This is a genomic window from Bacterioplanoides sp. (assembly GCF_965226395.1).
Taxonomy (GTDB): Bacteria; Pseudomonadota; Gammaproteobacteria; order Pseudomonadales; family Oceanobacteraceae; genus Bacterioplanoides.
Genome location: NZ_OZ245358.1, coordinates 3,050,691 through 3,074,145, shown reverse-complemented (window position 1 = coordinate 3,074,145; position 23,455 = coordinate 3,050,691). Strand labels below are relative to the sequence as shown.

23 protein-coding genes, 1 tRNA gene and 1 pseudogene are annotated in these 23,455 nt (G+C 46.7%); 12 read left to right on the top strand and 13 right to left on the bottom strand.

Annotated features, from left to right (window positions below):
- Positions 1–65: 65 nt before the first annotated feature.
- Positions 66–668 carry a Yip1 family protein gene (locus ACO05E_RS14130; RefSeq protein WP_419813576.1) on the bottom strand — a complete coding sequence of 201 codons (603 nt, stop codon included), beginning with the start codon at positions 666–668 and terminating at the stop codon, positions 66–68.
- Positions 669–854: 186 nt separating this feature from the next.
- A complete protein-coding gene (locus tag ACO05E_RS14125) occupies positions 855–1,706 on the bottom strand; it encodes a TatD family hydrolase (RefSeq protein ID WP_419813575.1) in 852 nt (283 codons plus the stop codon).
- Between the two features lie 69 nt (positions 1,707–1,775).
- On the opposite strand from ACO05E_RS14125, the gene ACO05E_RS14120 reads away from it, so the two are divergent.
- Positions 1,776–2,165: a hypothetical protein gene (locus tag ACO05E_RS14120; protein ID WP_419813574.1), complete on the top strand. Its 390-nt coding sequence runs from the start codon at positions 1,776–1,778 to the stop codon at positions 2,163–2,165.
- A 7-nt stretch (positions 2,166–2,172) separates the two neighbouring features.
- Here ACO05E_RS14120 and msrA read toward each other — a convergent pair whose 3' ends face one another.
- Positions 2,173–2,802: a peptide-methionine (S)-S-oxide reductase MsrA gene (gene msrA, locus ACO05E_RS14115; RefSeq protein ID WP_419813573.1), complete on the bottom strand. Its 630-nt coding sequence runs from the start codon at positions 2,800–2,802 to the stop codon at positions 2,173–2,175.
- A gap of 40 nt (positions 2,803–2,842) precedes the next feature.
- On the opposite strand from msrA, the gene ACO05E_RS14110 reads away from it, so the two are divergent.
- From ACO05E_RS14110 to ptuB, 4 genes are all read left to right on the top strand, one after another.
- On the top strand, positions 2,843–3,607 hold the full coding sequence (locus ACO05E_RS14110) for an MBL fold metallo-hydrolase (RefSeq protein ID WP_419813572.1): 765 nt from the start codon (positions 2,843–2,845) through the stop codon (positions 3,605–3,607).
- A gap of 3 nt (positions 3,608–3,610) precedes the next feature.
- Positions 3,611–4,279: a class I SAM-dependent methyltransferase gene (locus ACO05E_RS14105; protein WP_419813571.1), complete on the top strand. Its 669-nt coding sequence runs from the start codon at positions 3,611–3,613 to the stop codon at positions 4,277–4,279.
- An 86-nt stretch (positions 4,280–4,365) separates the two neighbouring features.
- The gene (locus ACO05E_RS14100) at positions 4,366–5,694 is read left to right on the top strand and encodes an AAA family ATPase (protein WP_419813570.1); all 1,329 of its coding nucleotides are present in this window, start codon (positions 4,366–4,368) and stop codon (positions 5,692–5,694) included.
- Positions 5,681–6,448 carry a retron Ec78 anti-phage system effector HNH endonuclease PtuB gene (ptuB, locus tag ACO05E_RS14095; protein WP_419813569.1) on the top strand — a complete coding sequence of 256 codons (768 nt, stop codon included), beginning with the start codon at positions 5,681–5,683 and terminating at the stop codon, positions 6,446–6,448. The genes ACO05E_RS14100 and ptuB overlap by 14 nt, the downstream gene beginning before the upstream one ends.
- 43 nt (positions 6,449–6,491) lie before the next feature.
- Here the strand turns inward: ptuB and ACO05E_RS14090 are convergent.
- Together ACO05E_RS14090 and uvrB are read right to left on the bottom strand one after the other, a co-directional pair.
- Positions 6,492–6,568 (bottom strand) — tRNA-Val (locus tag ACO05E_RS14090).
- 117 nt (positions 6,569–6,685) lie between these two features.
- The gene (gene uvrB / locus ACO05E_RS14085; RefSeq protein ID WP_419813568.1) at positions 6,686–8,716 is read right to left on the bottom strand and encodes an excinuclease ABC subunit UvrB; all 2,031 of its coding nucleotides are present in this window, start codon (positions 8,714–8,716) and stop codon (positions 6,686–6,688) included.
- Positions 8,717–8,853: 137 nt separating this feature from the next.
- Between uvrB and ACO05E_RS14080 the strand changes: the two genes are divergently transcribed.
- Positions 8,854–10,035 carry a pyridoxal phosphate-dependent aminotransferase gene (locus tag ACO05E_RS14080; RefSeq protein ID WP_419813567.1) on the top strand — a complete coding sequence of 394 codons (1,182 nt, stop codon included), beginning with the start codon at positions 8,854–8,856 and terminating at the stop codon, positions 10,033–10,035.
- 79 nt (positions 10,036–10,114) lie between these two features.
- Here ACO05E_RS14080 and hda read toward each other — a convergent pair whose 3' ends face one another.
- Positions 10,115–10,846, bottom strand: a complete 732-nt coding sequence (gene hda, locus ACO05E_RS14075) for a DnaA regulatory inactivator Hda (RefSeq protein ID WP_419813566.1) — start codon at positions 10,844–10,846, stop codon at positions 10,115–10,117.
- Between the two features lie 20 nt (positions 10,847–10,866).
- On the bottom strand, positions 10,867–11,835 hold the full coding sequence (locus ACO05E_RS14070; protein ID WP_419813565.1) for a DUF2066 domain-containing protein: 969 nt from the start codon (positions 11,833–11,835) through the stop codon (positions 10,867–10,869).
- A gap of 235 nt (positions 11,836–12,070) precedes the next feature.
- Here ACO05E_RS14070 and purM point away from each other — a divergent pair, with 235 nt between their 5' ends.
- The 6 genes and pseudogenes from purM (at position 12,071) to ACO05E_RS14040 (ending at position 18,464) form a co-directional block, all read left to right on the top strand.
- Positions 12,071–13,141: a phosphoribosylformylglycinamidine cyclo-ligase gene (purM, locus tag ACO05E_RS14065; RefSeq protein ID WP_419813564.1), complete on the top strand. Its 1,071-nt coding sequence runs from the start codon at positions 12,071–12,073 to the stop codon at positions 13,139–13,141.
- Positions 13,138–13,827, top strand: a complete 690-nt coding sequence (gene purN, locus ACO05E_RS14060) for a phosphoribosylglycinamide formyltransferase (RefSeq protein ID WP_419813563.1) — start codon at positions 13,138–13,140, stop codon at positions 13,825–13,827. Before purM ends, purN begins: the two co-directional genes overlap by 4 nt.
- A 58-nt stretch (positions 13,828–13,885) precedes the next feature.
- On the top strand, positions 13,886–14,635 hold the full coding sequence (locus tag ACO05E_RS14055) for a DUF3108 domain-containing protein (protein WP_419813562.1): 750 nt from the start codon (positions 13,886–13,888) through the stop codon (positions 14,633–14,635).
- Positions 14,636–14,724: 89 nt separating this feature from the next.
- Positions 14,725–15,306: a dCTP deaminase gene (dcd, locus tag ACO05E_RS14050; protein WP_419813561.1), complete on the top strand. Its 582-nt coding sequence runs from the start codon at positions 14,725–14,727 to the stop codon at positions 15,304–15,306.
- Between the two features lie 48 nt (positions 15,307–15,354).
- The gene (locus ACO05E_RS14045) at positions 15,355–17,244 is read left to right on the top strand and encodes a polysaccharide biosynthesis protein (protein WP_419813560.1); all 1,890 of its coding nucleotides are present in this window, start codon (positions 15,355–15,357) and stop codon (positions 17,242–17,244) included.
- Positions 17,245–17,499: 255 nt separating this feature from the next.
- Positions 17,500–18,464 (top strand): annotated as a pseudogene (locus tag ACO05E_RS14040) (IS481 family transposase).
- A 72-nt stretch (positions 18,465–18,536) separates the two neighbouring features.
- On the opposite strand, the gene ACO05E_RS14035 reads toward ACO05E_RS14040, so the two are convergent.
- Genes ACO05E_RS14035 through ACO05E_RS14010 form a run of 6 tightly spaced genes read right to left on the bottom strand, consistent with a single transcriptional unit; the run spans position 18,537 to position 23,453 of the window.
- A complete protein-coding gene (locus ACO05E_RS14035) occupies positions 18,537–19,712 on the bottom strand; it encodes a DegT/DnrJ/EryC1/StrS family aminotransferase (protein WP_419813559.1) in 1,176 nt (391 codons plus the stop codon).
- Entirely contained in the window at positions 19,712–20,440 is a 729-nt protein-coding gene (locus ACO05E_RS14030) for an SDR family NAD(P)-dependent oxidoreductase (RefSeq protein ID WP_419813558.1), read from the bottom strand. The genes ACO05E_RS14035 and ACO05E_RS14030 overlap by 1 nt, the downstream gene beginning before the upstream one ends.
- Positions 20,437–20,832 carry a hypothetical protein gene (locus ACO05E_RS14025; RefSeq protein ID WP_419813557.1) on the bottom strand — a complete coding sequence of 132 codons (396 nt, stop codon included), beginning with the start codon at positions 20,830–20,832 and terminating at the stop codon, positions 20,437–20,439. Before ACO05E_RS14025 ends, ACO05E_RS14030 begins: the two co-directional genes overlap by 4 nt.
- The gene (locus ACO05E_RS14020; RefSeq protein WP_419813556.1) at positions 20,819–22,390 is read right to left on the bottom strand and encodes a GMC family oxidoreductase; all 1,572 of its coding nucleotides are present in this window, start codon (positions 22,388–22,390) and stop codon (positions 20,819–20,821) included. Before ACO05E_RS14020 ends, ACO05E_RS14025 begins: the two co-directional genes overlap by 14 nt.
- A 7-nt stretch (positions 22,391–22,397) precedes the next feature.
- Positions 22,398–22,856, bottom strand: a complete 459-nt coding sequence (gene fabZ / locus ACO05E_RS14015) for a 3-hydroxyacyl-ACP dehydratase FabZ (RefSeq protein WP_419813555.1) — start codon at positions 22,854–22,856, stop codon at positions 22,398–22,400.
- A gap of 15 nt (positions 22,857–22,871) precedes the next feature.
- A complete protein-coding gene (locus tag ACO05E_RS14010; protein WP_419813554.1) occupies positions 22,872–23,453 on the bottom strand; it encodes a sugar transferase in 582 nt (193 codons plus the stop codon).
- Between the last annotated feature and the right edge of the window lie 2 nt (positions 23,454–23,455).

The following is a 23,455-nucleotide window of genomic DNA, read 5'->3' as shown; positions in this document are numbered from 1 at the left end:
GCCCGCTTAGAAAGCGGGCTTTATTGTTTTATTAGGATATTTTTTAAGAGAGCGTTTTAAACCAGCTAAACGAAGCTAGGGCCAAATCCCATCCCCCACATCACCACCGTGATTGCCATACAACCAACCAGAGCACATAAACCCACGGTTAATACCGAGCTGGCAAAGATAAAACCTCGCTCCTCAGGGATATCCATAAAAATAGGAATGCCGGAGTACAACAGGTAAACGCTGTAACAAACAGCCGCCAACACGACAAAGAAATCTACCCAGAGGATCGGTAATAAACCGACAAATCCAGACAGAAACATTGGCGTTGAAGTGTAAATAGTAAAAATCACGCAGCGCTCAAAGCTGGCGGTCACACCAAAAGTACGCTCCATCCAAAACATACAGTAAGAGACGAAAGCAATACCCACTAATAGGGCGAAATAAAAGGCAATAGCAATCGGAATTGCACTTTCCATACTGAGTTTAACCACATCACCGCCGGCGACACTCCAGCCCATCTGTGTGGTACCAATCAACAAAGAAGCCGGGGGAATGACTGCCAATAATAAGGCGTAACGAATAAACACCTGAAGCAGGCTGGGAGCACCCTCTTTGCGAATGGCTGCCCATTCTTCCCGTGGGTGATATAAAAGGCCAAACATATGATTCGGAAACATGTGCAGTTACCTCTGCAGTGGGCTCAAAAATTAAGCTATACAGAGCCGTGCCTATGTACAAGCCTTAGGAAAAAGCCGGTCTAAAAATGCAATTCGACAGCGCCGGATGATCTAAAAAGCCGTGGAACTTTTTATTAAGTCCTTCTGAAATACTTATTAAGTATTAAAAATAATCCCGTTAAAAAATCAGGTTTTTAAACCCGGAAACAGCGATAGCAGGTTGTTTTGATTTTGAACCGATACCTCCATCAGCGACACCTGTTTTAAAGTGGCTAATATCGCGCCATATAAAGGAATAGCCACCGGAGAGCTCACACCTTGGCGAAAAAACGCCGGACGCATATCCGGAGCATCGGTTTCAAGCACCCAGGCAGAGAGTGGTAAAGAGGATATGGTGTTACGCAATTTATTCGCCCGGGGAAATGTCATCGCACCACCAATGCCGAGTTTAAACCCCAGATCAAGCCAGGCTTTGGCTTGTTGTTCGCTGCCGGAAAACGCATGAACAATACCGCCGAATGAAAATCTCCGACGGCGCAACCAGCTGGCAGCCTGATCGTGGCAACCACGAATATGCAAAATCAGAGGCAGCTGATAACGCTCGGCCAGCACTACCTGAGCTTCGAATAATTGCCACTGCTGTGCACGGGCAGCATCCGGATCATCAGCCTGCTTAGCCAACACCCAATCCAGACCAATCTCGCCTACGGCAATGGCTGGTGATTGTTGAGACTCTACGGTTCTGGATAACAGGCGCTCAAGCGCATCGAGATCATTATCTCCATGCTGCGCCAGAAAGTACGGATGTAATCCCAGAGCGAACTGCCAGGGTGTATCGGCACAGAACTGAGCAACCTGCTGGTTTTGTTCAATCGTTATGCCGGGGATGATCAGCGACTGTACGCCCAGTGTTTGTGCCAACTGCCAGTGTTCGTCACGCTGTGAATGCCACTGTGGAAAATCAAAGTGACAATGGCTGTCGATCCAGATGAGATCGGTTGGTGCACATTCCTGATCGTTTGAGTCCAATAAATTCATGATAAGTTATGGTAATTGTTGATCAATCTGGTATTAAATACAGCCATTGGCATCAGCACAGGCACGGTCATGGAACTCGACACACAGGAACTCAGGGAGCAGATTATCCGCCCCACGCTGCAGTATCTGGGTAAAGATTCAGATGCCGCCGAAAATTTGCTGATTGCTCTGGCGCAACTGAATCAGCACTCACTGTGCCATCAAAATAAAGCCTATGGCATTTATCAGATCGACGCCGCTCTGCATCAGCGCATCTGGAATAAATATCTGGCGTTTGAGCCTGAACTGGCCAGCAAAATACGTGGCCTGGCGTCACAGCGCGAGTTTCTTAATAACCCGCATACCGAACTTACCACTAACCTGGCTTATGCCACCGCCATTGCCTGGGCAATTCATCTGGCGTTTCCCCAATCTAAGCATCCATGCCAGCCAACATCTGCATCCGTGGGAAACGAGTAGCTAAACGTCAGCCATAGCTGACGTGGCAACCACCCAAGCCACAATAACCGTTTGGATTTTTTGCCAGATACTGCTGATGATAGGTTTCTGCCAGATAATATGGGCCCGCGAGCAATATCTCAGTGGTGATTTCGTCAAAACCAGCGGCCAGTAAACGACGTTGATAACGAGCGCGCGACGCTTCGGCCAATTCACAGTCTTGTTCATCGGACAGATAAATCCCCGAGCGATACTGGGTGCCAACATCGTTGCCCTGACGCATGCCCTGAGTCGGGTCGTGGCTTTCCCAAAAGGCTTTTAACAGTGCATCCAGCGAGGTTTGTTGTGGATCGTACCAGATACGTACCAGCTCATTATGGCCGGTATTACCACTGCACACTTCCTGATACGTAGGGTTTGGCGTATGGCCAGCACCATAACCAACTGACGTGACGACTACCCCCGGTTGCTGCCAGAAACGTCGTTCGGCTCCCCAGAAACAGCCCATGCCAACAATCAGCTGTTCCAGGTGCGCCGGACATTCACCATCAAAGCGCTCACCATTAACAAAACTTACCGGTTCTACGGCTAAGGGTTCATCACGACCGGGCAGTGCATCCGCTGCATCAGGGATGGACATTAATTTTGGACGCCACATAATGCAGACCTCTTGCTCTTGTTTGTCGATATACCGGGTTATGACCACAGAAAACGCACAATATTCACTGAATTTTCATGGCTGCGGCAGCGGTGGCCAGATTTCGCTGGGCACCTCCGCCGCAACACTGGAAAAAAACGGACAGCCACAACTACTGATTGATTGTGGCCCGGGTACCGTTCACGCCTATCAACAACGTTATGGCCAATTACCCCACGCTATATTTATCAGCCACTGCCATCTGGATCATATTGCCGATCTGGAAATTTTAACGGTCAGAGCCCGACTGCAACAAGAGTCTCTTACTGAAGGGCAAGTACAAGCACCAATTCGTTTATTTGTGCCTCTGAATCTGATCACTACCCTGCACCAACGGCTGGCGACGTATCCGGAATTTGGCACCATGGCCGAAGGGCGCCATGATTTCTGGCAGTCGTTTCAGCTATTGCCGATCAGCAATGAGTTTTTTCATGCCGGATTACACTTTCAGGTGTATGACACCCGGCACCATGCACCCAATACCAGCTTTGCTTTACACCTGCCAGGACGGATGTTTTACAGCGGTGATACCCGCCCGATTCCTGAGATATTGCATCACAAACTCACCGGTCAGGAAGTGATTTTCCATGACTGCGGCGCTCAGCCTAACCCCTCTCACACTGGGCTGAGCGACTTACAGGAATATCAGCCGGAAATTCGCGATAATCTGGTGCTGTACCATTATGCTGATGAACAAGCCGGAGCCCTGCTGCAACAAGCAGGTTATGACATCGCCACCCTTAACAACCCGATTCCATTACGCTGATTTATGACCCACATCCATCCGACTTCTGATCAGGAAGTGTTAAATCGCCTGATCCGTAATATGCTCGACGATGCCAGCGTCACCGCGCAAACATTGCCGCAATGTGAGGCAATTAAACTCTGGCTGGTTGAGCCTCAGGCGATGCGCCGCCCCTTTACTCAGGAAGAAATTCTGTCGATTCAGAGCTACCCGGCTTATTGGGCGTTTTGCTGGGCCAGTGGCCAGGTATTAGCACGCGAAATTCTCAAAAATCCACACTGGGTAAAAGATAAAAAAGTGATGGATTTTGGTGCTGGTTCTGGCGTTGTTGCCATTGCCTGTGTGATGGCCGGTGCCAAAGAAGTGATTGCCTGTGATATCGACCCGGATGCCATTCTCTCCTGCCAGGCCAATGCCCGCTTAAATCAGGTCGACTATCGCTGCCACGGTGATTTATTCGAATTTAATGAACCGCTGGATGTATTAATCGCCGCTGACGTATTGTACGACAAAGCGAATTTGCCGCTGCTTAATATATTCCGGGAAAAAGCCAGCGAAGTATTAGTGGCCGACTCGCGGGTGAAAAATTTTAACTTCCCGCCTTATCAGAAAATTGGCCATGAAGAATCGTTTACCGTACCGGATTTAGACGAGCTGGATGAATTTCGCTGGGTGAATTTGTATAAGGCTTAGCGCTTACCAAGCGCCCAGCTTAGCCCCTCGTTGCCCGCCAGCCTACAACCTCGTACACTAAGCCCGTAGCAACAACTGAGCTTATCATGAAAATTAAACACCTTAAGTTAAGCCATTACCGCCGCTTTACTGATTTCAAAATTACATTGGATAAGCAGCTCACCGTATTGGTAGCAAGAAATGGTGCTGGTAAATCGAGCATATTAGATGCTGCTGCTACGATGCTTGGTTCATTTGTTACACGCTTGCCGAAAGTAATGGGTATTAGCTTTAAAGACACCGACCTTCAAGTGGACTACAACGGCAAAAAACAGCCCTATACCCGTATTACTGCCACCAGCTACCCACTTGACAATGGAGATTCTAACGAAGCTTGCATTTGTTGGGATCGAACCGAAAAGCGCGATTCAACCCAAAAAACAGCCAAACAAATTCCAGAAGCCATTGGCATCAAAAAACTGAATGATTATGCCGACACCTTTGTGGATGCCGATAATGACGATCTAGCTTATGAGCTGCCAGTGTTTATTCATTATGGTACTGGGCGTGGTGTATTTGACCTACCGCAACGAACCAAGGGGTTTGCTAAAGATTTTCGTCGTTTTGATGCCTTTGCAGGAAGCTTAGAAAGCCGAGCTAATTTCAAGAGGTTTGTGGAATATTTTTATGACCTAGAAAAGCGTGAAAGCGAATTACAAAAACAACAACGTTCATTTGAGGTGGAGTTACCAGAGCTAAAGGCTATTCGTTGCGCAGTCGAGAAAATGATGCCTGATTTTTCCAACCCTGAAAGTGTTCGTCCTGCCGGAATACAAGTGGATTGGAAGCGCGATGGTGAAATCCAAAAATTACGCATAGAACAACTCAGCGATGGCTACCGCACCACATTAGCCATGGTGATGGATGTTGCCGCCCGCATGGCTGAGGCCAACCCTGATATGACAGACCCCTTACAAACCTCAGGCATGATTTTGATTGATGAAATAGATCTTCACCTTCATCCCGGTTGGCAACAAACTATTCTTACTGATTTGACCAGCACCTTCCCGAACATTCAGTTTGTGGTATCAACTCATAGTCCGCAGGTGGTATCGTCGGTGGAGCCTAGTTCAATTCGCGTAATTGATTGGATAGACAACGAGGCAATACTGCATCCAGTATCTTTCTCATTAGGAGCAGAAACTCAACAAGTTTTACAAGATGTATTAGGGCTCGAATCTCTGCGAGCACCGCAGCTTGAGATTGTTGATACTCTTAAACACTACATCGAATTCGTAGAAAATAATCGGTGGGATTGTGAAGATGCCAAAAAGTTGCGGGCCAAATTAGATGCCTGGAGCAATGGACACGAGCCTGAATTGATGCGTTTAGATATGGATATTCAACTGCGAGCACTGGATCGTGAAGAAGGTTAATAAAAGCTCTGAGCCTGCTGGCCTTTCTGGCTGGCGAGAAAGAAACAAAAAATCACACTGGAATGGATTCAAAAAGGATAAACGGGCTTATCAAGAAGTACAGTCCAGAGTCAAGTCAGACCAAGGAGGATTATGTGCCTACTGTGAGATAGACTTAAGAGCCAAAACCGATGGTACTCTTGACGATTTCCGTGTAGAGCATTTCCACCCTAAATCAGATGATACCAGCAACCATAACTGGCACCTGGATTGGCAAAATTTGCTAGGCTGCTGCCATGGCGGTTCTCAAAAAAATGTGGTCGATGCATTAGCTCGTTTCAGTAGTCCAGATCACTCTTGTGATGTTCCGAAAGAAAATAAGAATTTGGATGATGTAATTTTAAACCCACTGAATATTCCAGCGTCACCCTCGCTTTTTAAATTCAAGCGTAGTGATGGCTCTATTCATGTAAATGAAGACAATTGCCAAGCCGCTGACATTGATATTAATAAAGCCAAAGCTACTATTGACGAATTACATCTGTCCACGAATAGACTCAACCAGTTACGCCGCAGTAAGTTAAATGCGCTCATCGACCAATTCAGAGGCTTAGTTGAACAAGGTTTAACTCAAGAGCAAGCAAGAAGCAGGCTCGCTCGCGCTCATTTAAAGAAAAATGATGATAACAATTGGCCTGCTTTCTTTTCAGCTATTCGTGACTACTTAGGGCAGAGCTCAGAGGCTCAACTGAAGAAAATTGACTATAACGGTTAGACAGGTATAAAAAAGCCGACTATTAAGTCGGTTTTTAAAATCTTGGTAGGACTACCCAGATTCGAACTGGGGACCTCTACCATGTCAAGGTAGCGCTCTAACCAACTGAGCTATAGTCCTGAAGTGCTGCGTATACTAGCGGCGAGTGATTAACAGTGCAACCCCAATCCGCGAATTTACCTCAGAAACTGCTTTGAAATCAGTCGTCTAGAATAAACCAGAAGCCGTTAGCAGGCTCTAGCTGTTCTCGATAACTTTTTGCTTCATCTCATGCAACAGATCACGCAGTCGCGCGGCTTCTTCAAAGTCGAGGTCTTTGGCGGCTTTAAACATCTGATCTTCGACCTCAGCCACACGTTCAACCAGTTTCGCCGCGGGTAATGCTTTCCAATCATCAACCGCATAGCCAGCTGCGGGCTCTGCCACTTTGCGGTTACGACTCTTGCCTTTGCCACGCGCTCCCGGAGCCGGTGCGGCTTCGAGAATATCTTCCACCGATTTGGTCACGCCTTTTGGCACAATGCCGTGCTCTTCGTTAAAGGCAATTTGCTTTTCGCGACGGCGATCAGTTTCGTCCATGGCGCGTTGCATTGAGTCAGTAATTCGGTCAGCGTAAAGAATCGCTTTACCATTAAGGTTACGGGCAGCCCGGCCAATGGTCTGAATCAGAGAACGCTCGGAGCGTAAGAAGCCTTCTTTATCGGCATCAAAGATAGCCACCAGCGAAACTTCCGGAATATCGAGACCTTCCCGCAATAAGTTAATGCCCACTAACACATCAAACTCACCCAGGCGTAAGTCGCGGATAATTTCCACCCGCTCAACCGTGTCGATATCCGAGTGCAGGTAGCGCACACGAATATTCTGCTCCAGCAAAAACTCGGTCAGATCTTCCGCCATACGCTTGGTCAATACGGTAATCAGCACCCGTTCGCCTTTGCTGGTACGTTCCTGCAGCTCGTGCAGCACATCATCCACCTGACCCGTCGCTGGGCGCACTTCAAGCTCCGGATCAATCAATCCGGTTGGTCGTACCACCTGCTCCACCACGTAGTCCTGATGGTCTTGCTCATACGGCCCCGGCGTTGCGGAGACAAATACACACTGGGGCACAATGGCTTCCCATTCTTCAAAGCGCATCGGGCGATTATCCAGTGCCGATGGTAAGCGGAAACCAAACTGCACCAGCGTCTCTTTTCGGGAGCGGTCACCACGATACATACCACCAATTTGTGGAATGGTGACGTGAGATTCATCAACAAACACCAGTGCATCTTTCGGGATGTAATCAAACAGTGTTGGCGGCGGCGCGCCTTCGTCACGGCCGGATAAATAGCGTGAGTAGTTTTCGATACCGGAGCAATAACCCAGCTCGCGCATCATCTCGACATCGTAGCGGGTACGCTGTTCCAAACGCTGCCCTTCCACCAGCAAATTATTATCGCGGTAATATTCAAGCCGCTCTTTTAACTCGTCTTCGATGCCGTCGATAGCGCCAAGAATGGTTTCCCGTGGGGTAACATAGTGCGTTTTCGGATAAATGGTCACCCGTGCCAGGCGCGAGCGAACTTCGCCGGTGAGTGGGTCAAACAGCGAAATCTGTTCAATTTCATCATCAAACAATTCAATCCGAACCGCTTCGTCGTCACTTTCGGCCGGGAATATATCAATCACATCGCCACGCACCCGATAGGTGCCACGATGGAAATCCATGTCGTTACGGGTGTACTGCAATTCGGCTAAACGGCGCAGCACGGTACGCTGATCAATCTGATCTCCGCGCACCATATGCAGCATCATTTTCAGGTAGGAATCCGGATCACCCAAGCCATAAATCGCTGAAACCGTGGCAACAATCACCGCATCGCGTCGTTCCATTAACGCTTTGGTAGCCGACAAGCGCATCTGCTCAATGTGTTCATTTACCGAGGCATCTTTATCAATAAAGGTATCGGAGGCTGGCACATAGGCTTCTGGCTGATAATAATCGTAGTAAGAGACAAAGTACTCAACGGCGTTATTGGGAAAGAACTCTTTAAACTCACCGTACAATTGCGCAGCCAGCGTTTTATTGTGCGCCATAATAATGGTGGGCCGCTGGCACTGAGCAATCACATTGGCCATGGTGTACGTCTTTCCGGAGCCGGTTACTCCCAACAATGTCTGCTTTAGCAGCCCGGTTTCAATCCCCTGCACCAGGCCTTTAATGGCATTAGGCTGGTCGCCTGCGGGGGAGTATTTAGACGTGAGTTCAAATGCCTTGCTCATCAGAATTCCAGAAAGTCATTGTTTCGAAAAATCATAGTTTCGATTAGAATTATACGGATTTTTACTGCAGTAGTTATCTGTAATACTGATTACGCAGATCACACTGCTTCTCTCCACGCGTTATTGAGGATACACACTTGGACCTGCAATTGTCGGATCGCGTTCAACAGATCAAGCCTTCTCCTACTCTGGCGGTGACTAACCGTGCAGCAGAATTACGAGCGGCAGGCAAAGATATTATTGGCCTGGGCGCTGGCGAGCCGGATTTTGATACCCCACAACATATTAAAGATGCGGCCAGCAAAGCCATTGCTGACGGCTTCACCAAGTACACGGCGGTTGACGGCACTCCGGCTCTGAAACAAGCGATTATTGAGAAGTTCAAGCGTGATAACGGCTTAAGCTACGAAGCGAATCAGATTCTGGTTTCTTGTGGTGGCAAACAAAGTTTCTTTAACCTGGCGCTGGCGCTGTTAAATCCGGGCGACGAAGTGGTTATTCCGGCACCTTACTGGGTTTCTTACCCGGACATGGTGAAAATTGCTGAAGGTGTGCCGGTGGTGGTTGAAACCGACCAGAGCGCACGTTTCAAAATGACAGCTGAACAACTGGACGCGGCCATTACTGAAAAAACCAAATTGGTGGTGATCAACAGCCCATCCAACCCTTCTGGCGTGGCCTACACCGAAGCCGAATTAAAAGCACTGGCTGAAGTTCTGAAGAAATACCCGGATGTATTAATCGCCACCGACGATATGTACGAACACATTTTGTGGGCCGAAGGTGGCTTCCACAACATCCTCACGGTTTGCCCGGAACTGTATGACCGTACACTGGTGATGAATGGTGTTTCCAAAGCTTACAGTATGACTGGCTGGCGTATTGGCTACGTTGGCGGCCCACAAAAGCTGGTTGCCGCGATGAAAAAGATTCAGTCGCAAAGCACGTCCAACCCAACATCAATTGCTCAGGTTGCTGCTCAAGCGGCATTAGAAGGTGATCAGAGCTGCGTTCAGGACATGTTAACAGCCTTTAAAGAGCGTCATGACTATGTTGTTGCTGCGCTGAATGAATTGCCGGGTGTTGAGTGCGTTGAAAGTGACGGTACTTTCTATGCTTTCCCAAGCTTTAAAGGTGCAATGGCAAACGCGGGTATTGAATCGGATGTCGATTTTGCCGAGAAAATGCTGAACGAAGCTGAAGTAGCATTGGTTCCGGGTTCTGCCTTTGGTACGCCAGGTCATATGCGTCTGTCTTATGCCACCAGCATGGATGTTCTGAAAGAAGCGATCAGCCGACTGGCAAAAGCACTGGGTTAATCGTTAATCGACCAAGCATAAAAAAGGCCGTTTTGTTACAAACAAAACGGCCTTTTTTATATTCTGAAGTTAAGGATAGCTACCACTCCAGCTCCGCCTTAATAAATGGAATCGTCAGCTTACGCTGCGCCGATAGCGAAGCCTGATCCAGCTGATCCAGCAGATCAAACAACCCCTGCATATCCCGTGGGCCACGCGTCAGAATAAAGCGGGCAACGTCATCACCCATATTTAAACCACGTCGCTTAGCACGCAATAATAAGGCTTGTACCTTGTCGTCGTCTTCCAGTGGTTCAACCTGGTAGGTCATGCCCCAAGTCAGGCGTGACACCAGATCCGGCAGCTCGATATTGAGTTTTTTCGGACCATTATTAGCGGCAATTAACAAGTGCCCTTGTCGGTCACGAATACGGTTAAACAGATGGAATAACGCTTCTTCCCAGGCTTTATTACCGGCTACCGCCTGAATATTATCAAGCGCCACCAACGGCAGTTGCTCCATGGATTCCAACACGGCCGGGCTGTACTCGACTAATTCATCCAGTGGTAAATACACACTTTGATGCCCTAACCCTTCGGCATAATGGCAGGCGGCCTGTAATAAATGGCTGCAACCAACGCCTGCACTGCCCCACAAGAACAAAAAAGGTTCGCCATTCAGAGTCCACTGCTTTTGCAGTTCATACACTACTTGTTCATTGGGGCCAGCATAATAATTGGCAAAACGGGCATCATCGCGAATGGCAACCGACAGAGTAAGCTGCTGCTGGGGCGCTGATGAATGTGCTTGTTTTGATTGCTGTAAAGTCATGCGTCTTCCGTACTACCTGATTACTGCCAGATCAGCTGCTGAGATTCTGTATCCTGAAGCAGGCGTTTATCCAGCTCCAGTACCTGCCACACCTGCTCCCAATCGGTTGCCAGTTGTAACGATAAACGAATAGTTTGCTGCTGCATCTGAATCACCTGAACATCCGTGATGGCTACCTTGGATTGCAGGTATTTTAATACACCGTGATATTGCTGAAAGCTATCAATACCTGTGATGGTTAACTGATGCCTCTGTGATGACGGTTGAGAGTTGGTATTCACGGCGTAACGACTGGCCAGATAACCGGCCACCTGATCCGCCACATTGACCATTACTGACGCCGGGGCTGGTGCCGCGGCGTCAATCGGTATCCATTGTTGTTGATGCATAAAGGCACCGCGGTAAGACCATTCAGCCGACCCATCATTATTGGCTAAGCGAATCAGTCGCCCGGCCAGCACCCCGTCTGTCAGATAACGCTCTGAGGCTTGCTGGATGTCATTCTTAAAACCACCCCATAAATTTTCAATCGGCAGCGCAATTTCATCTTGTAAATCCAGTGCCGGCCACAACAAAGGAATGCCCCGCTCTGACAATGCTTGCTCTGTCATTTCCGGCCAAACAGAGAAATTCTGATTAACAATGACACGACTTCCGCTCTCTTCAATCGCCAGCCAATTTAAAATTAATGGACGGCTTTTACCCCATATTGGCTCTTCGGCATCGCGCAGCAAGCGATCAACCAGATTGGCGACAAACACCACTGTTAATCTGACTGAGTCGTCAATTTCATCTCGTTCATAGCGAAAGCTTTCGACATAGCGATCGGCCTGGCGGCTGACCTTCTGTTGAATTTCAGGGTTATCCAGTACCGAAGAAAACCCAGAGATTTTAATCAGAACCTGCTGTAGTGCGGCACCGATGCCTTGCTGCTGACTGTCAGGGGTTTGATCTTCGACCGGAACGCTGACCTGATACAGGTCAGACACCACTACACCCCAGGAAAATCCTGACCAAGCAAACAGTATTATTGATAAAAATAGTCGCACGTGTCGTTCTTCATTTTTAAACAAGCAATTTTACGAAGCGCTATTGTGCCATGACGTGTAAATATAACCAGTATTGTGGATAAATTTTGCAATCAGATTGGCATTTGCAGGATGCGTCAACCGGGACAAATCGTTAGAATACGCGCCTTTCCATTAGCCAAGCTGTGACATTTTCATGAGTGAACAAGCACCTGATCAGAACAAACAAGCTCTTAGCTATAAAGACGCTGGCGTTGATATCGACGCTGGTAATGCCTTAGTTGATCGTATTAAAGGCGTTGCTAAACGCACCCGACGTCCAGAGGTCCTGGCCGGACTCGGTGGCTTTGGGGCTTTATTTGAGTTACCTCAGGGCTATAAACAGCCGGTACTGGTTTCTGGTACTGACGGTGTTGGTACCAAACTGCGTTTGGCGATGGATCTGAACAAACACGACAGCATTGGCATTGATCTGGTCGCAATGTGCGTTAACGACTTGGTTGTCGCCGGTGCTGAGCCATTGTTCTTTCTCGATTATTACGCAACCGGCAAACTGAATGTCGACGTAGCTGCAGCGGTTGTTGAAGGCATTGGCGAAGGCTGCTCTCAGGCAGGCGCTTCTCTGGTCGGCGGTGAAACCGCAGAAATGCCGGGCATGTACGAAGGCGAAGACTACGACCTGGCTGGTTTTTGTGTTGGTATCGCTGAAAAAGAAGACATCATTGATGGCAGTAAAGTAACAGCCGGTGACAAACTGGTTGCTCTGGCATCCAGTGGACCACACTCCAACGGCTACTCCCTGATCCGCAAAATCATTGAGGTTTCGGGTGCTGACCTGAGCGGTGAACTGGATGGCCAGCCATTGAAAGATGCCCTGATGGCTCCGACGAAAATCTACGTTAAGTCGACGTTAAAGCTGATCAGCACTTCTGACGTTCACGCTCTGTCGCATATTACTGGCGGTGGCTTCCAGGAAAATATTCCTCGCGTATTGCCAGAGAACTGTAAAGCCGTTATCGACAGCAACAGCTGGCAATGGCCTGCGGTATTTAACTGGTTGCAGGAAAACGGCAATGTGGAAACCGCAGAAATGTATCGCACCTTTAACTGTGGTGTGGGCATGATAATCGCACTGCCAGAAGACAAAGCAGACGCAGCGGTTGCATTGCTGAACGCTGAAGGGGAACACGCCTGGATTATTGGCGATATTCAGCCGCAGCAAGAAGGCGAAGAACAGGTTCAGTTTACCGGTAAGCACCAGTTATGAGCCCAGCTCAAAGCAACAACGGCTTACCCACTGAGCAGCAGGAAAAACCGCGTATTGTCATCCTGATCTCCGGCAGTGGCTCCAATATGGTCGCCATTGCCGATGCGGTTACCCGGGGTGATATCGACGCTGAAATTGCGGCAGTAGTCTGTAACAAAGCCGAAGCACCGGGCGTGCAGAAAGCAAAAGATCGCGATATTGAAACTCAGGTGATTAACCATAATGAGTTTGCCAGCCGCGAAGACTTTGATACGGCTCTGATGCAGCAAATCGACCAATATCAACCTGATCTGGTTATTCTGGCAGGTTTTATGCGCATTCTGACGCCGGCGTTTGTGATTCGCTATCATGGCCGAATGCTGAATATTCATCCATCGCTGCTCCCTAAATACCAGGGGCTGAACACGCATCAACGTGTATTAGACGCGGGCGATGAACAGCATGGCGTTACAGTTCACTTCGTCACCGAAGAGCTGGATGGCGGCCCGAATGTCATTCAAGCGATGGTGCCGGTGTATGATGGTGACGACATAACCAGCCTCAGGCAACGGGTCCATACTCAGGAGCATGTTATCTACCCCATTGCGGTGAAATGGTTTGTGAGTGGTCGCTTATCCATGAAAGGAAATCAAGCGCTGCTTGATGACACGCTACTGCCTGCCTCGGGCTTGCCGTTGAGTAATTAACAGCGCTCCGGCAAATTAACCGATATACTCCCAGCAAACGGAATTGCTGGTATCTTTTATGTTCAAAATAGCTCTGCTCAAAACAACTATTTTCAAAGTAGCTACGCTCAAAGCAGCTATGCTCAGAACAGCCTTATTGTTATCCCTGATTTTCTTTAGCAGCTTGAGCCAGGCTGAGCTTAAGCCTTTTACAGCCAGCTACACCACTCAATGGAAGATGGGTTGGTTTACCATTGATATTGATGCACAACGCAAACTAGAAAAACTCGATGATCATCGATGGCAAATGGTGTTTCAAGCTGAAACCAATGCTGCCAAGTTAGTTGAAAAATCCATATTCAAGCTGTCATCCGGGCAACGTATACAACCGCTTGATTATCAGTATCGTGCCAGCGGCCTGTTTAATGAACCGGATCGCACCCTTAGTTTTCTGCCGCAACAGCACACCATCAAGGATCTGGAAAACAGCCTGACCTACGAGGCTACCTGGCAGGAAGAAATACACGACAACCTCAGTTATATGTTACAAGCGGGTCTCGATCTCGCAGCTGGACATACAGAGTTTACTTACCCGGTCTTTGAGAAAAACAAGAACAAACCCTTCCGCTTTCGGGTTATTGGAGAGGAAGAACTGAAAACACCGGAAGGCACCTTACAAACCGTCAAAGTACAACAAATCAGAAGAAAGAAAGATCGTGAAATCTTCGCTTGGTTTGCCAAGGACAAAAACTTTTTACTGGTGAAATTACAGGATAAGAAAAAAGGCAAAACCCGTTACGAAATCAAGATCAAAAGCATTAAAATGTAACATTCACCACAAAGCTTTTACAAAACGCGCTATCTCACAGAAGATCGATCAGGTAGAATCGGCAGCAATATTATGAGTGGAAAACGATCATGCGCCTTAGTGATGGTGATATCGAAAAAAGACTTCAACAAGGCAGTATCCGCATATCGCCTCAGCCCCAAGAAGATGCCATTGCAGGCATTTCTGTAGACCTGCGTCTGGACCATAGGTTCCGCGTTTTCAATAATAATTCGGTAACTCACCTGGACTTATCTGGTGATCGCAACCAGCTTGAACGTGATATTGACCGGATTATGAGCAAAGAAATCGAAATTGCCGAAGATGACGCTCTGTTTATCCATCCGGGCGAGTTGATCTTGGGCGCAACCATGGAATCGGTTTGTATTCCAAATGACCTAGTCGGCTGGCTGGATGGACGCAGTTCCCTCGCACGCCTTGGTCTGATGGTTCATGTCACAGCCGGGCGCATTGACCCTGGCTGGGAAGGCCAGATCGTGCTGGAATTCTATAATAACGGCAAATTGCCACTGGCCTTGCGTCCTGGCATGGTGATTTGTGCCATGTCGTTTGAAACACTCTCAAGCCCGGCCAACAAGCCGTATAACAAACGTGAAAATGCCAAATACCGCGACCAGCAAGGTGCTGTGGGTAGCCGGATATCGAAAGATTAAATTAAGACTATAATTACAGCACCGTAGAGCCACGGATGATAAGTTTTTATGCTACAAAAATTGCTTGAGTCAAAACGCTCAATAAAACGCCTGATTACACTTACCTATGATGCATTGGCAATCCCTTTAGCCATTTATATAGCTTTGGCGTTGAGACATGGCGATGTATTCCCGGCGTTTAACGAGGGAGTCATTATCAGTGCCGTCATTACAACCTTAATCACCTTGGGTATTTTTATCAGACTGGGCTTTTATCGAGCAGTTATCCGCTTTATGACCAGTAAAGCCTTCAGCTCTCTTGGTGTAGGGATATTAATTTCAGCAACAACACTAGGTACTTCAAGCTTTTTAACGCAGGCATTACTTCCACGCTCCAGCGTTATTATTTATATATTCACGGCATTTGCGCTACTTGCCTTGCCACGCCTCTTTATACGTAGTCTGGTACAGCAACAGGGGCGGTCTGATGCAGAACCTGTCATCCTTTACGGTGCAGGCCAACAAGGATTAGAGCTAAGCCATTCCTTAGCTGCCAATAAAGACTACCGCCCTATTGCGTTTATCGACGATTGTAAGAAAAAACAAGGCACACAAATTAATGGTTTAAAAGTTTATAGCTACGATTCAATTGATGAAATATTAGAAGATCGCCCCTGCAAAAAAATTCTCTTAGCATTAGGTAATACCAGCTTTGCTAAGCGTAAGCAGCTAATCGAAAAGCTCTCTCTGAAAAAGGTTGAGGTACTGACAACTCCTGCTGTTGCCGATATTGTTAGCGGGAAAGCAAAAATTGAAGAAATTCGTGACGTTGAAATTGAAGATTTATTAGGTCGTGATCCTGTCAGCCCTCACAATGAATTAATCAGTCGCAACATTACCAATAAGGTTGTATTGGTAACCGGCGCTGGTGGCTCAATTGGGTCCGAGCTATGTCGACAAGCCATCAAACAAAAACCAACAACATTAATATTATTCGAGTTGAACGAGTTCAGCCTTTACTCAATTGAACAAGAGCTCACCCGAATAAATGAAGAAAAAGGGCTAGGCGTAAAACTAATATCAATACTAGGTTCCGTACAACGCCAAAACCGCTTAGAAATGATCTTTAAAACATTTAACGTACAAACCATCTATCATGCTGCTGCCTACAAACATGTTCCCTTAGTTGAACATAATGTGGTGGAAGGTGTACGCAATAATGTTTTTGGCACCTGGTATTGTGCAGAAGCAGCTATAGCAGCGGGAGTTGAGCGCTTTGTCTTAGTGTCTACCGACAAGGCCGTCCGACCTACCAATGTAATGGGAACCTCAAAACGCTTAGCTGAATTGGTGCTACAAGCATTAAATGAACGTCAATCTGAAACTCTATTTTGTATGGTTCGTTTTGGCAACGTATTAGGCTCATCTGGGTCAGTGGTCCCACTCTTCCGCAAACAAATCAAGGCCGGAGGCCCCATCACAGTAACCCACCCTGATATTATTCGTTACTTTATGACCATTCCGGAAGCCTCACAGCTGGTTATCCAGGCCGGCGCTATGGGTAAAGGTGGTGACGTCTTTGTATTGGATATGGGAGAGCCCGTTAAGATCACCAATCTAGCTAAGAAAATGATTCAGCTATCGGGTTTAACTGAGAAAACAGAAGAAGATCCAAATGGTGATATTGAGATTAATTTCTCAGGCCTGCGCCCAGGCGAAAAGCTCTATGAAGAGCTTTTGATTGGTGATAACGTAGAAGGAACAACACACTCCCGAATCATGACGGCGAACGAGATATTTTTAAGTTGGCCAGAAACTCATAACTTACTTCACCGATTAGATCTGGCTTGCCATGACTTCAGAGTGGACGATGTTATCAAACTATTACTGGAAGCACCTGCCGCATACAATAAACAAGATGACTGTCCAGACTGGGTGATGAATGCGGGAAATAAGTAAACACAGTATAGTTGTGTGATTCATAGGGATCGTTTTGTAGCGGTCAACTCATTTCGGACACAGTTTTAAGTTTTTCCTCAGCCGCCTGAGGACTGATTCCTCCATTTTTCTGATGCGGCCTTTTCTGGTTGTAATAACCCATCAAGTAATAACCTGTATTAGTTCAGACCTGATCTGACACTTCGATTTGAGAAGAAGAGAGTTTCCCGTTTTGATGTTGGTGTTGAATCAATATCTAAACAAAGGAAACTCTCTATGCTTGAGTCTACTAATTCAATCATCAAACACAAAGCCGGTTTGCTGAATATTGCCCAAGAACTCGGCAATGTGTCTAAAGCCTGCAAGGTCATGGGTGTCTCCCGAGATACGTTTTATCGCTATCAACAATCCGTTGAAGAAGGCGGTATTGATGCTCTGATTAATCAAAATCGGAAGGTGCCTAATCACAAAAATCGCGTTGATTCCGCGATTGAAGAAGCTGTTAAAGCGTATGCAGTAGAACAACCTGCTCATGGGCAAGTTCGTACTCAGAAAACGCGGAATCTTTGTCTCAGCCAGCGGTGTTCGCTCAGTATGGCTAAGGCACGATCTGGAAAACTGTAAGAAGCGCCTGAAGGTTCTGGAAGCCAAAGTCGCTGAAGAAGGCATCATCTTATCGGATGATCAGGTCGCAGCGCTTGAACGTAAGAAACTGGACGATGAGGTTATCGGCGAAATAGAAACGCATCATCCAGCAAACCTTCGTTGGCACTTACAGCAAAGTCGCCTTTGCGAAGTTCTACACGACTAAAACGCCGATTACAACGGCCGATACACTGAACGATAAAGTGCTGCCGTTCTTCGCCTCTCAGGAGCTGTCTATGCTGAGAATTTTAACGGACAGAGGCACTGAATACTGCGGCAAACCGGAGCAGCATGACTATCAGCTTTACCTGGCGATCAATGATATCGATCACACGAAAACCAAGGTGAAATCACCGCAAACCAATGGTATCTGTGAACGCTTCCATAAAACGATTTTACAGGAGTTTTATCAGATCACTTTCCGGAAGAAATTGTATGAATCGATCGACGCCTTACAAAAAGACCTGGACGAGTGGATGGAATACTACAACAATGAACGAACTCATCAGGGAAAAATCTGTTGCGCTAGAACGCCGTTGGAAGCATTACTTGATGGAAAACGAATCCAGGCCGAAAAGAAATTAACCCAGATTTAATCTGACAGACACCAGCTTAAAACAGGCGGCTGTCAGATCGGGTCTGACTACTACACCTAAAAAATGATGCCCTTAACTAGCAGCCTGCTGCATAACATGCTGTATTGCCTTACAAGTTTTATCGATTTCGTCGTCTGTTAGCGTTGGGTGTACCAGAAACATTAAGCTAGCTTCTCCAAGTTCTTTTGCAATAGGCAAAGAATTTTCCGGACGATAGTTGGTTTTATCAAACGCTTTTTCCAAATAAACTTCAGAGCAAGAACCAGAGAAGCACGGTACACCAAGATCAGCGATGGCATTCATAATACGATCTCGATTCCAACCATCATTAAGCTCTTGTGGCTCAACAAAAACATAACACTTATACGCTGCATGCCTAATGTTATTCGGAACCTTAGGGACACGTAAACCATCACATTGGACTGCCGCTTCCCAGATTTTTTCGGCGTTTTTGAGACGCTTTTCCGTCCAACTTTCCATACGCCTCAACTGAATACGACCGATCACAGCTTGCAATTCCGTCATACGCCAATTGGTCCCGAAACTTTCATGTAACCAGCGGAACCCTGGCGGATGTTCCCGCTCATAAACAGCATCCCAACTTTTTCCATGATCCTTAAATGACCACATTACTTTCCATAGTTCACGGTCATTGGTCGTTACCATTCCGCCCTCGCCACCTGTTGTCATGATCTTATCTTGACAAAAGGACCAGGTACCGACGTGTCCTATAGATCCTACCTTTTTACCTTTATAGGTCGCTCCGTGAGCCTGAGCACAATCCTCAATAACGTATAAGTGATTAGATTCGGCCAACGCCATAATTGCGTCCATATCGCATGGCCAACCTGCCAAATGAACACACACAACAGCCTTAGTTTTTTCGGTTAAAACTGAAGCAATGCTTTCTGCGGTGATATTTTGACTACAGCGATCAACATCAGCAAAAACCGGAGTTGCACCTGCCAACACGATACTTGAAACAGAGGCTAAAAATGTTCTCGAGGTGACAATCACCTCATCACCTTCTCCAATCCCAAGTGCACGAAAAGCCAAATCCAGAGCTACTGTTCCATTAGCAACCGCAACCGCATACTCTGAGTCAGAGAAAAGTGCAAATTCCTTTTCAAATGTACGGGCCTCATTGCCGGTCCAATAATTAACCTTATTAGACAGAAGTACCTGAGACACTGCATCGGCCTCCTCAGCTGTAAAAGAAGGCCATTGCGAAAACCCTGAACCGATCATCAATGAATTCCTTTATCTACTCGTATAACCTGACCCGTGATCTTGGAGGATTTAGACATTGTTGCCAAAAACAAAACAGCCTCGGCGACATCTTCAGGTTCAATGACAGCACTAAGTGCCGATCTCTGCTCAGCTCGCTCTATAGACTTTTGATCATTAAGAGCAGCCATCTCTGTATTTACGATCGCCGGAGCAACAGCATTAACCCGTATGCCATATGCCCCTAACTCAGTAGCAAGAACTTTGGTTGCATGAATCAATGAAGCCTTACTACCACCGTAGGCTAGAGTGCCCGGATCAGACAATAACCCTGCGGTAGAAGCTATATTCACAATTGCTCCCTGCTTCTTCCGAATCATCTTTTTAGCAACGATCTGAGTAAACAGCATAGTATTGAAGAAATTTACATTAAATACGGACCTTAGTTCTTCGATACGGGTCATCAGAAATGATGACCCTTGCGCCACAGCAGCACAGTTTATTAGCACATCGATTTGATCATAGCTTTTAGAAATCAGCTTGGCAGTTTCCTTAACAGACCCTTCTTCTTCTAAATCTAATTTGTACCAGCTAATCTGGTCACTATGGCTGGAGAGCAACTGTTCGAGCTGCTCAGAGACACTTCGGCTACAAGCAGCAACCTGGTGGCCCTGCTCAAGAAGTTTTTTCACGATCTCCAGACCAATACCTTTAGACCCGCCTGTAACAACGGAAACTAGCTCGCTCATTCTTCTGACTCCGGCAACATTCTCAAATACACAGGTTCCAGCAAATCATAATCAATATCCGGGAGTGATCTTTCATTGGGAAACAAAGGAAGTTGGCTACCAGTTAGTGGTACCACAACCTCCGGGACGGAAAAATAGACTTCAATAGCAGATTCAATAAAGCCCGGAATATCTAACGTACTATCCTTTTTTAGCATCTTAATGATATCATTGATGCTTATATCCATATCATTAGCCCGTGCAGACTTATAGCGCTCAGCAACCTGTTCAACATTCTTTATCGATACAGCCAAACGATTACGGTCTGCAAGTTGGTCAAAACCTGGTACTTCTGGATTGCCCGGAAACATTTCGGTCAACAACTCTAATATAATCATCTCATTCGCACTCATGTATTTTATCCGCTAAATATAGAGCCAATGATTGAATTGTGTTTGCGGGATTGACACATGAACTGGTTGGAAAAACACTTGAATCGAGGATATATAAACCTTCCAGGTCATGGCATTTACCACTCGGGTCGACCACCGATGACTTTGGATCGTTACCCATCTGGCACGTACCCATAATATGCCACCCTGTATTTCTCACCGGGCCATGGGCATAGCTTTTTTTAGCGCCAGCTGCTGCCATTAACTCACGGGCTTTACCCATGCCGTGCACCATCATTTTCTTGGTATTGTCACTCATCTGATATGACACTTTTACCCCGGGCACACCAAAACGATCGCGGTTTTCAAAATCCAACTCTACAAGGTTAGTAGTTTCAGGTAAGTCTTCGCAAATAATAGCAATTACCGCCTGTTTTCCATAAAATGACGAGAAGTCTTCGTAAACTGATTCACCGAAACGCAACTTTCTCCGAGACAAGGCTGATTTTGCGACCTCAACCGCACCAGCTCCACGAAGAGCGTGCATCATATATCCTAATTCATGCTGTGACTCTTCGTTCCGATAAAACTCCAGGCTATAGAGCATACATCCCTGAGGGCCGATATCTGTTTCCAGATATTCGTCAAATACACCTTCAACATAACCCAAAGGATGAATCATCAGGTTTTTTCCAACTAAACCTGAACTGTTTGCCAACCCTTCTGGATATTCAGAAGTAGCACTATTCAATAAAATTCTGGGTGTCCCAACGGCACTTGAGGCCAGAATTATCTTATGCCCCATGTAGGAAACCAGCTCACCTTCGGAGTTATATCCTTCAATGCCGGTAGCTCGCCCATTTTCTGTTATTACACGTGATACAGCAAAATCCGGCAAAACTTCCAAACCCAACTTCTGTGCTTTTCTTAAATAGGTAATATCAACACTGGATTTCGCTTCTTGCGGACAGCCAACATTACATGGGCCAAGATTAATGCAGCTAGACCTTCCGGCCCGGTCTCTGGTAGAAATAGCAGAAAAGCTCGGCCACCAATGCCAAGATAACTTATTGAAGCCTTCGGCTAATCGTGCACCAACTTTACCTAACGGGACAGGCGGTAATGCACTTTCTATCTCCGGATAATACGGGTCTCCTGGCAAGCCGGACATCGACATTTCATCTTCGTTTAATGCAAAGTACGGCAACAATTCGTCATAACTAATTGGCCAATCAACACCAAGGTTTTCATCTGCATTAATAGAGAAATCAGAGCGTAAAAATCGCGGGTAATGCCCTGAGTACAAAATCGTCGATCCGCCAATTGCATTATAGTTGCATATCGCAATTGGCGAGTTTTCATCGTCGACAGGATAGTCGCCGCTAAGACCGCGGGTTGCAGCAATGGGGCTAAACTTTGTTTGCTTTAGTGCTTCCCAGTTAGCCTGGGTTGTAGGATAGCGTGTTCGATCCAGCTCAGGACCACGGTCAACAATAAGTACACGTGCACCGTGTTGAGCAAACCTCCATGCTGAAGCTGCACCAGCAGCCCCAGCACCAACAACAATATAGTCGTACATTAATGATTTACTTCTTAGGTATATATTGGTCGAGAATATCTGGAATAGTTATCAACATTTCCGCTTCACATGCCACTTCGCCATTGGTGCGTCCCACAGCTTTACCTTTACAAACACCACGTCTCCAGCTAATTACCTCTGCTTCAATCATAAGTTGCTGACCAGGCTGAACTTCTTTCTTAAACTTAACGCGGTGCTCCAAAGCATGAGTTACTTTTCCTTCCAGACCTTCCTGAGTGGTTATCGCCACAGTCAGCATCTGGGCCATCGCCTCTAACTGCAATGCTCCAGGCATATTTGGTCCTTCTGGAAAATGCACAGGGAAATACCATTCGTTATTGGTTAAATTCTTATATCCCTTCGCGTATTTACCTGGCTCGACATCAGTAACATAGTCGATCATAAGGAATGGGTATCTGTTTGGCTGGTAACGCTTTAACTCTTCGAAATCTAGGGAGAAGGACATAATTTAACCTCAATGTTATTTTTCAGAAAACTTCTTATCTTCACCGGCAGGACTAAACCCTGCGGAACCTAAAACCACAACAACAGTTTTTAACAATATCTTGACGTCGCCCCAAAAGGAGAGCTGCTTAACGTATTCCACATCGTAAGCAAACTTCTTCTCCCAAGACAGACCGTTGCGACCACTAACCTGAGCCAACCCACTAATCCCGGGTCTAACCGTGAATCTTATCATCTGTTCTTCGGTATAGTGCTCATCATATTCGGGCAGCAATGGGCGCGGACCAATAAGACTCATATCACCAATAAGAACATTATAAAATTGTGGCAGTTCATCTAAGCTCAGTTTTCTTAAAAGTAACCCAAAGTTAGTGATGCGTTCACTATCACTCAACTCAGGTGCATCAATCATTGTTCTGAACTTGAAAACACGAAAAGGCTTCTGATCGACTCCACTACGCGTATGACTGAATATGACAGGACGTCCCATTTTTTTTGCAACTAACAGCGCAACTATTGCCATGATGGGGCTTAATAAAATTAACAGTATTAAAGCAGCCCAAAAGTCTAATATTCTCTTAAATACGTTTTTATACATAC

What these genes read in the sequence shown, in the direction of transcription:
- ACO05E_RS14120 (WP_419813574.1), top strand. Translation starts at nt 1,776, where the DNA reads ATGGAACTCGACACACAGGAACTCAGGGAGCAGATTATCCGCCCCACG.
- ACO05E_RS14125 (WP_419813575.1), bottom strand. Translation starts at nt 1,706, where the DNA reads ATGAATTTATTGGACTCAAACGATCAGGAATGTGCACCAACCGATCTC.
- purM (WP_419813564.1), top strand. Translation starts at nt 12,071, where the DNA reads ATGAGTGAACAAGCACCTGATCAGAACAAACAAGCTCTTAGCTATAAA.
- ACO05E_RS14010 (WP_419813554.1), bottom strand. Translation starts at nt 23,453, where the DNA reads ATGTATAAAAACGTATTTAAGAGAATATTAGACTTTTGGGCTGCTTTA.
- ACO05E_RS14030 (WP_419813558.1), bottom strand. Translation starts at nt 20,440, where the DNA reads ATGAGCGAGCTAGTTTCCGTTGTTACAGGCGGGTCTAAAGGTATTGGT.
- ACO05E_RS14055 (WP_419813562.1), top strand. Translation starts at nt 13,886, where the DNA reads ATGTTCAAAATAGCTCTGCTCAAAACAACTATTTTCAAAGTAGCTACG.
- ACO05E_RS14045 (WP_419813560.1), top strand. Translation starts at nt 15,355, where the DNA reads ATGCTACAAAAATTGCTTGAGTCAAAACGCTCAATAAAACGCCTGATT.
- dcd (WP_419813561.1), top strand. Translation starts at nt 14,725, where the DNA reads ATGCGCCTTAGTGATGGTGATATCGAAAAAAGACTTCAACAAGGCAGT.
- hda (WP_419813566.1), bottom strand. Translation starts at nt 10,846, where the DNA reads ATGACTTTACAGCAATCAAAACAAGCACATTCATCAGCGCCCCAGCAG.
- ACO05E_RS14035 (WP_419813559.1), bottom strand. Translation starts at nt 19,712, where the DNA reads ATGATCGGTTCAGGGTTTTCGCAATGGCCTTCTTTTACAGCTGAGGAG.
- fabZ (WP_419813555.1), bottom strand. Translation starts at nt 22,856, where the DNA reads ATGTCCTTCTCCCTAGATTTCGAAGAGTTAAAGCGTTACCAGCCAAAC.
- ACO05E_RS14100 (WP_419813570.1), top strand. Translation starts at nt 4,366, where the DNA reads ATGAAAATTAAACACCTTAAGTTAAGCCATTACCGCCGCTTTACTGAT.
- ACO05E_RS14105 (WP_419813571.1), top strand. Translation starts at nt 3,611, where the DNA reads ATGACCCACATCCATCCGACTTCTGATCAGGAAGTGTTAAATCGCCTG.
- ACO05E_RS14130 (WP_419813576.1), bottom strand. Translation starts at nt 668, where the DNA reads ATGTTTCCGAATCATATGTTTGGCCTTTTATATCACCCACGGGAAGAA.
- uvrB (WP_419813568.1), bottom strand. Translation starts at nt 8,716, where the DNA reads ATGAGCAAGGCATTTGAACTCACGTCTAAATACTCCCCCGCAGGCGAC.
- ACO05E_RS14110 (WP_419813572.1), top strand. Translation starts at nt 2,843, where the DNA reads ATGACCACAGAAAACGCACAATATTCACTGAATTTTCATGGCTGCGGC.
- ACO05E_RS14020 (WP_419813556.1), bottom strand. Translation starts at nt 22,390, where the DNA reads ATGTACGACTATATTGTTGTTGGTGCTGGGGCTGCTGGTGCAGCTTCA.
- msrA (WP_419813573.1), bottom strand. Translation starts at nt 2,802, where the DNA reads ATGTGGCGTCCAAAATTAATGTCCATCCCTGATGCAGCGGATGCACTG.
- purN (WP_419813563.1), top strand. Translation starts at nt 13,138, where the DNA reads ATGAGCCCAGCTCAAAGCAACAACGGCTTACCCACTGAGCAGCAGGAA.
- ACO05E_RS14025 (WP_419813557.1), bottom strand. Translation starts at nt 20,832, where the DNA reads ATGAGTGCGAATGAGATGATTATATTAGAGTTGTTGACCGAAATGTTT.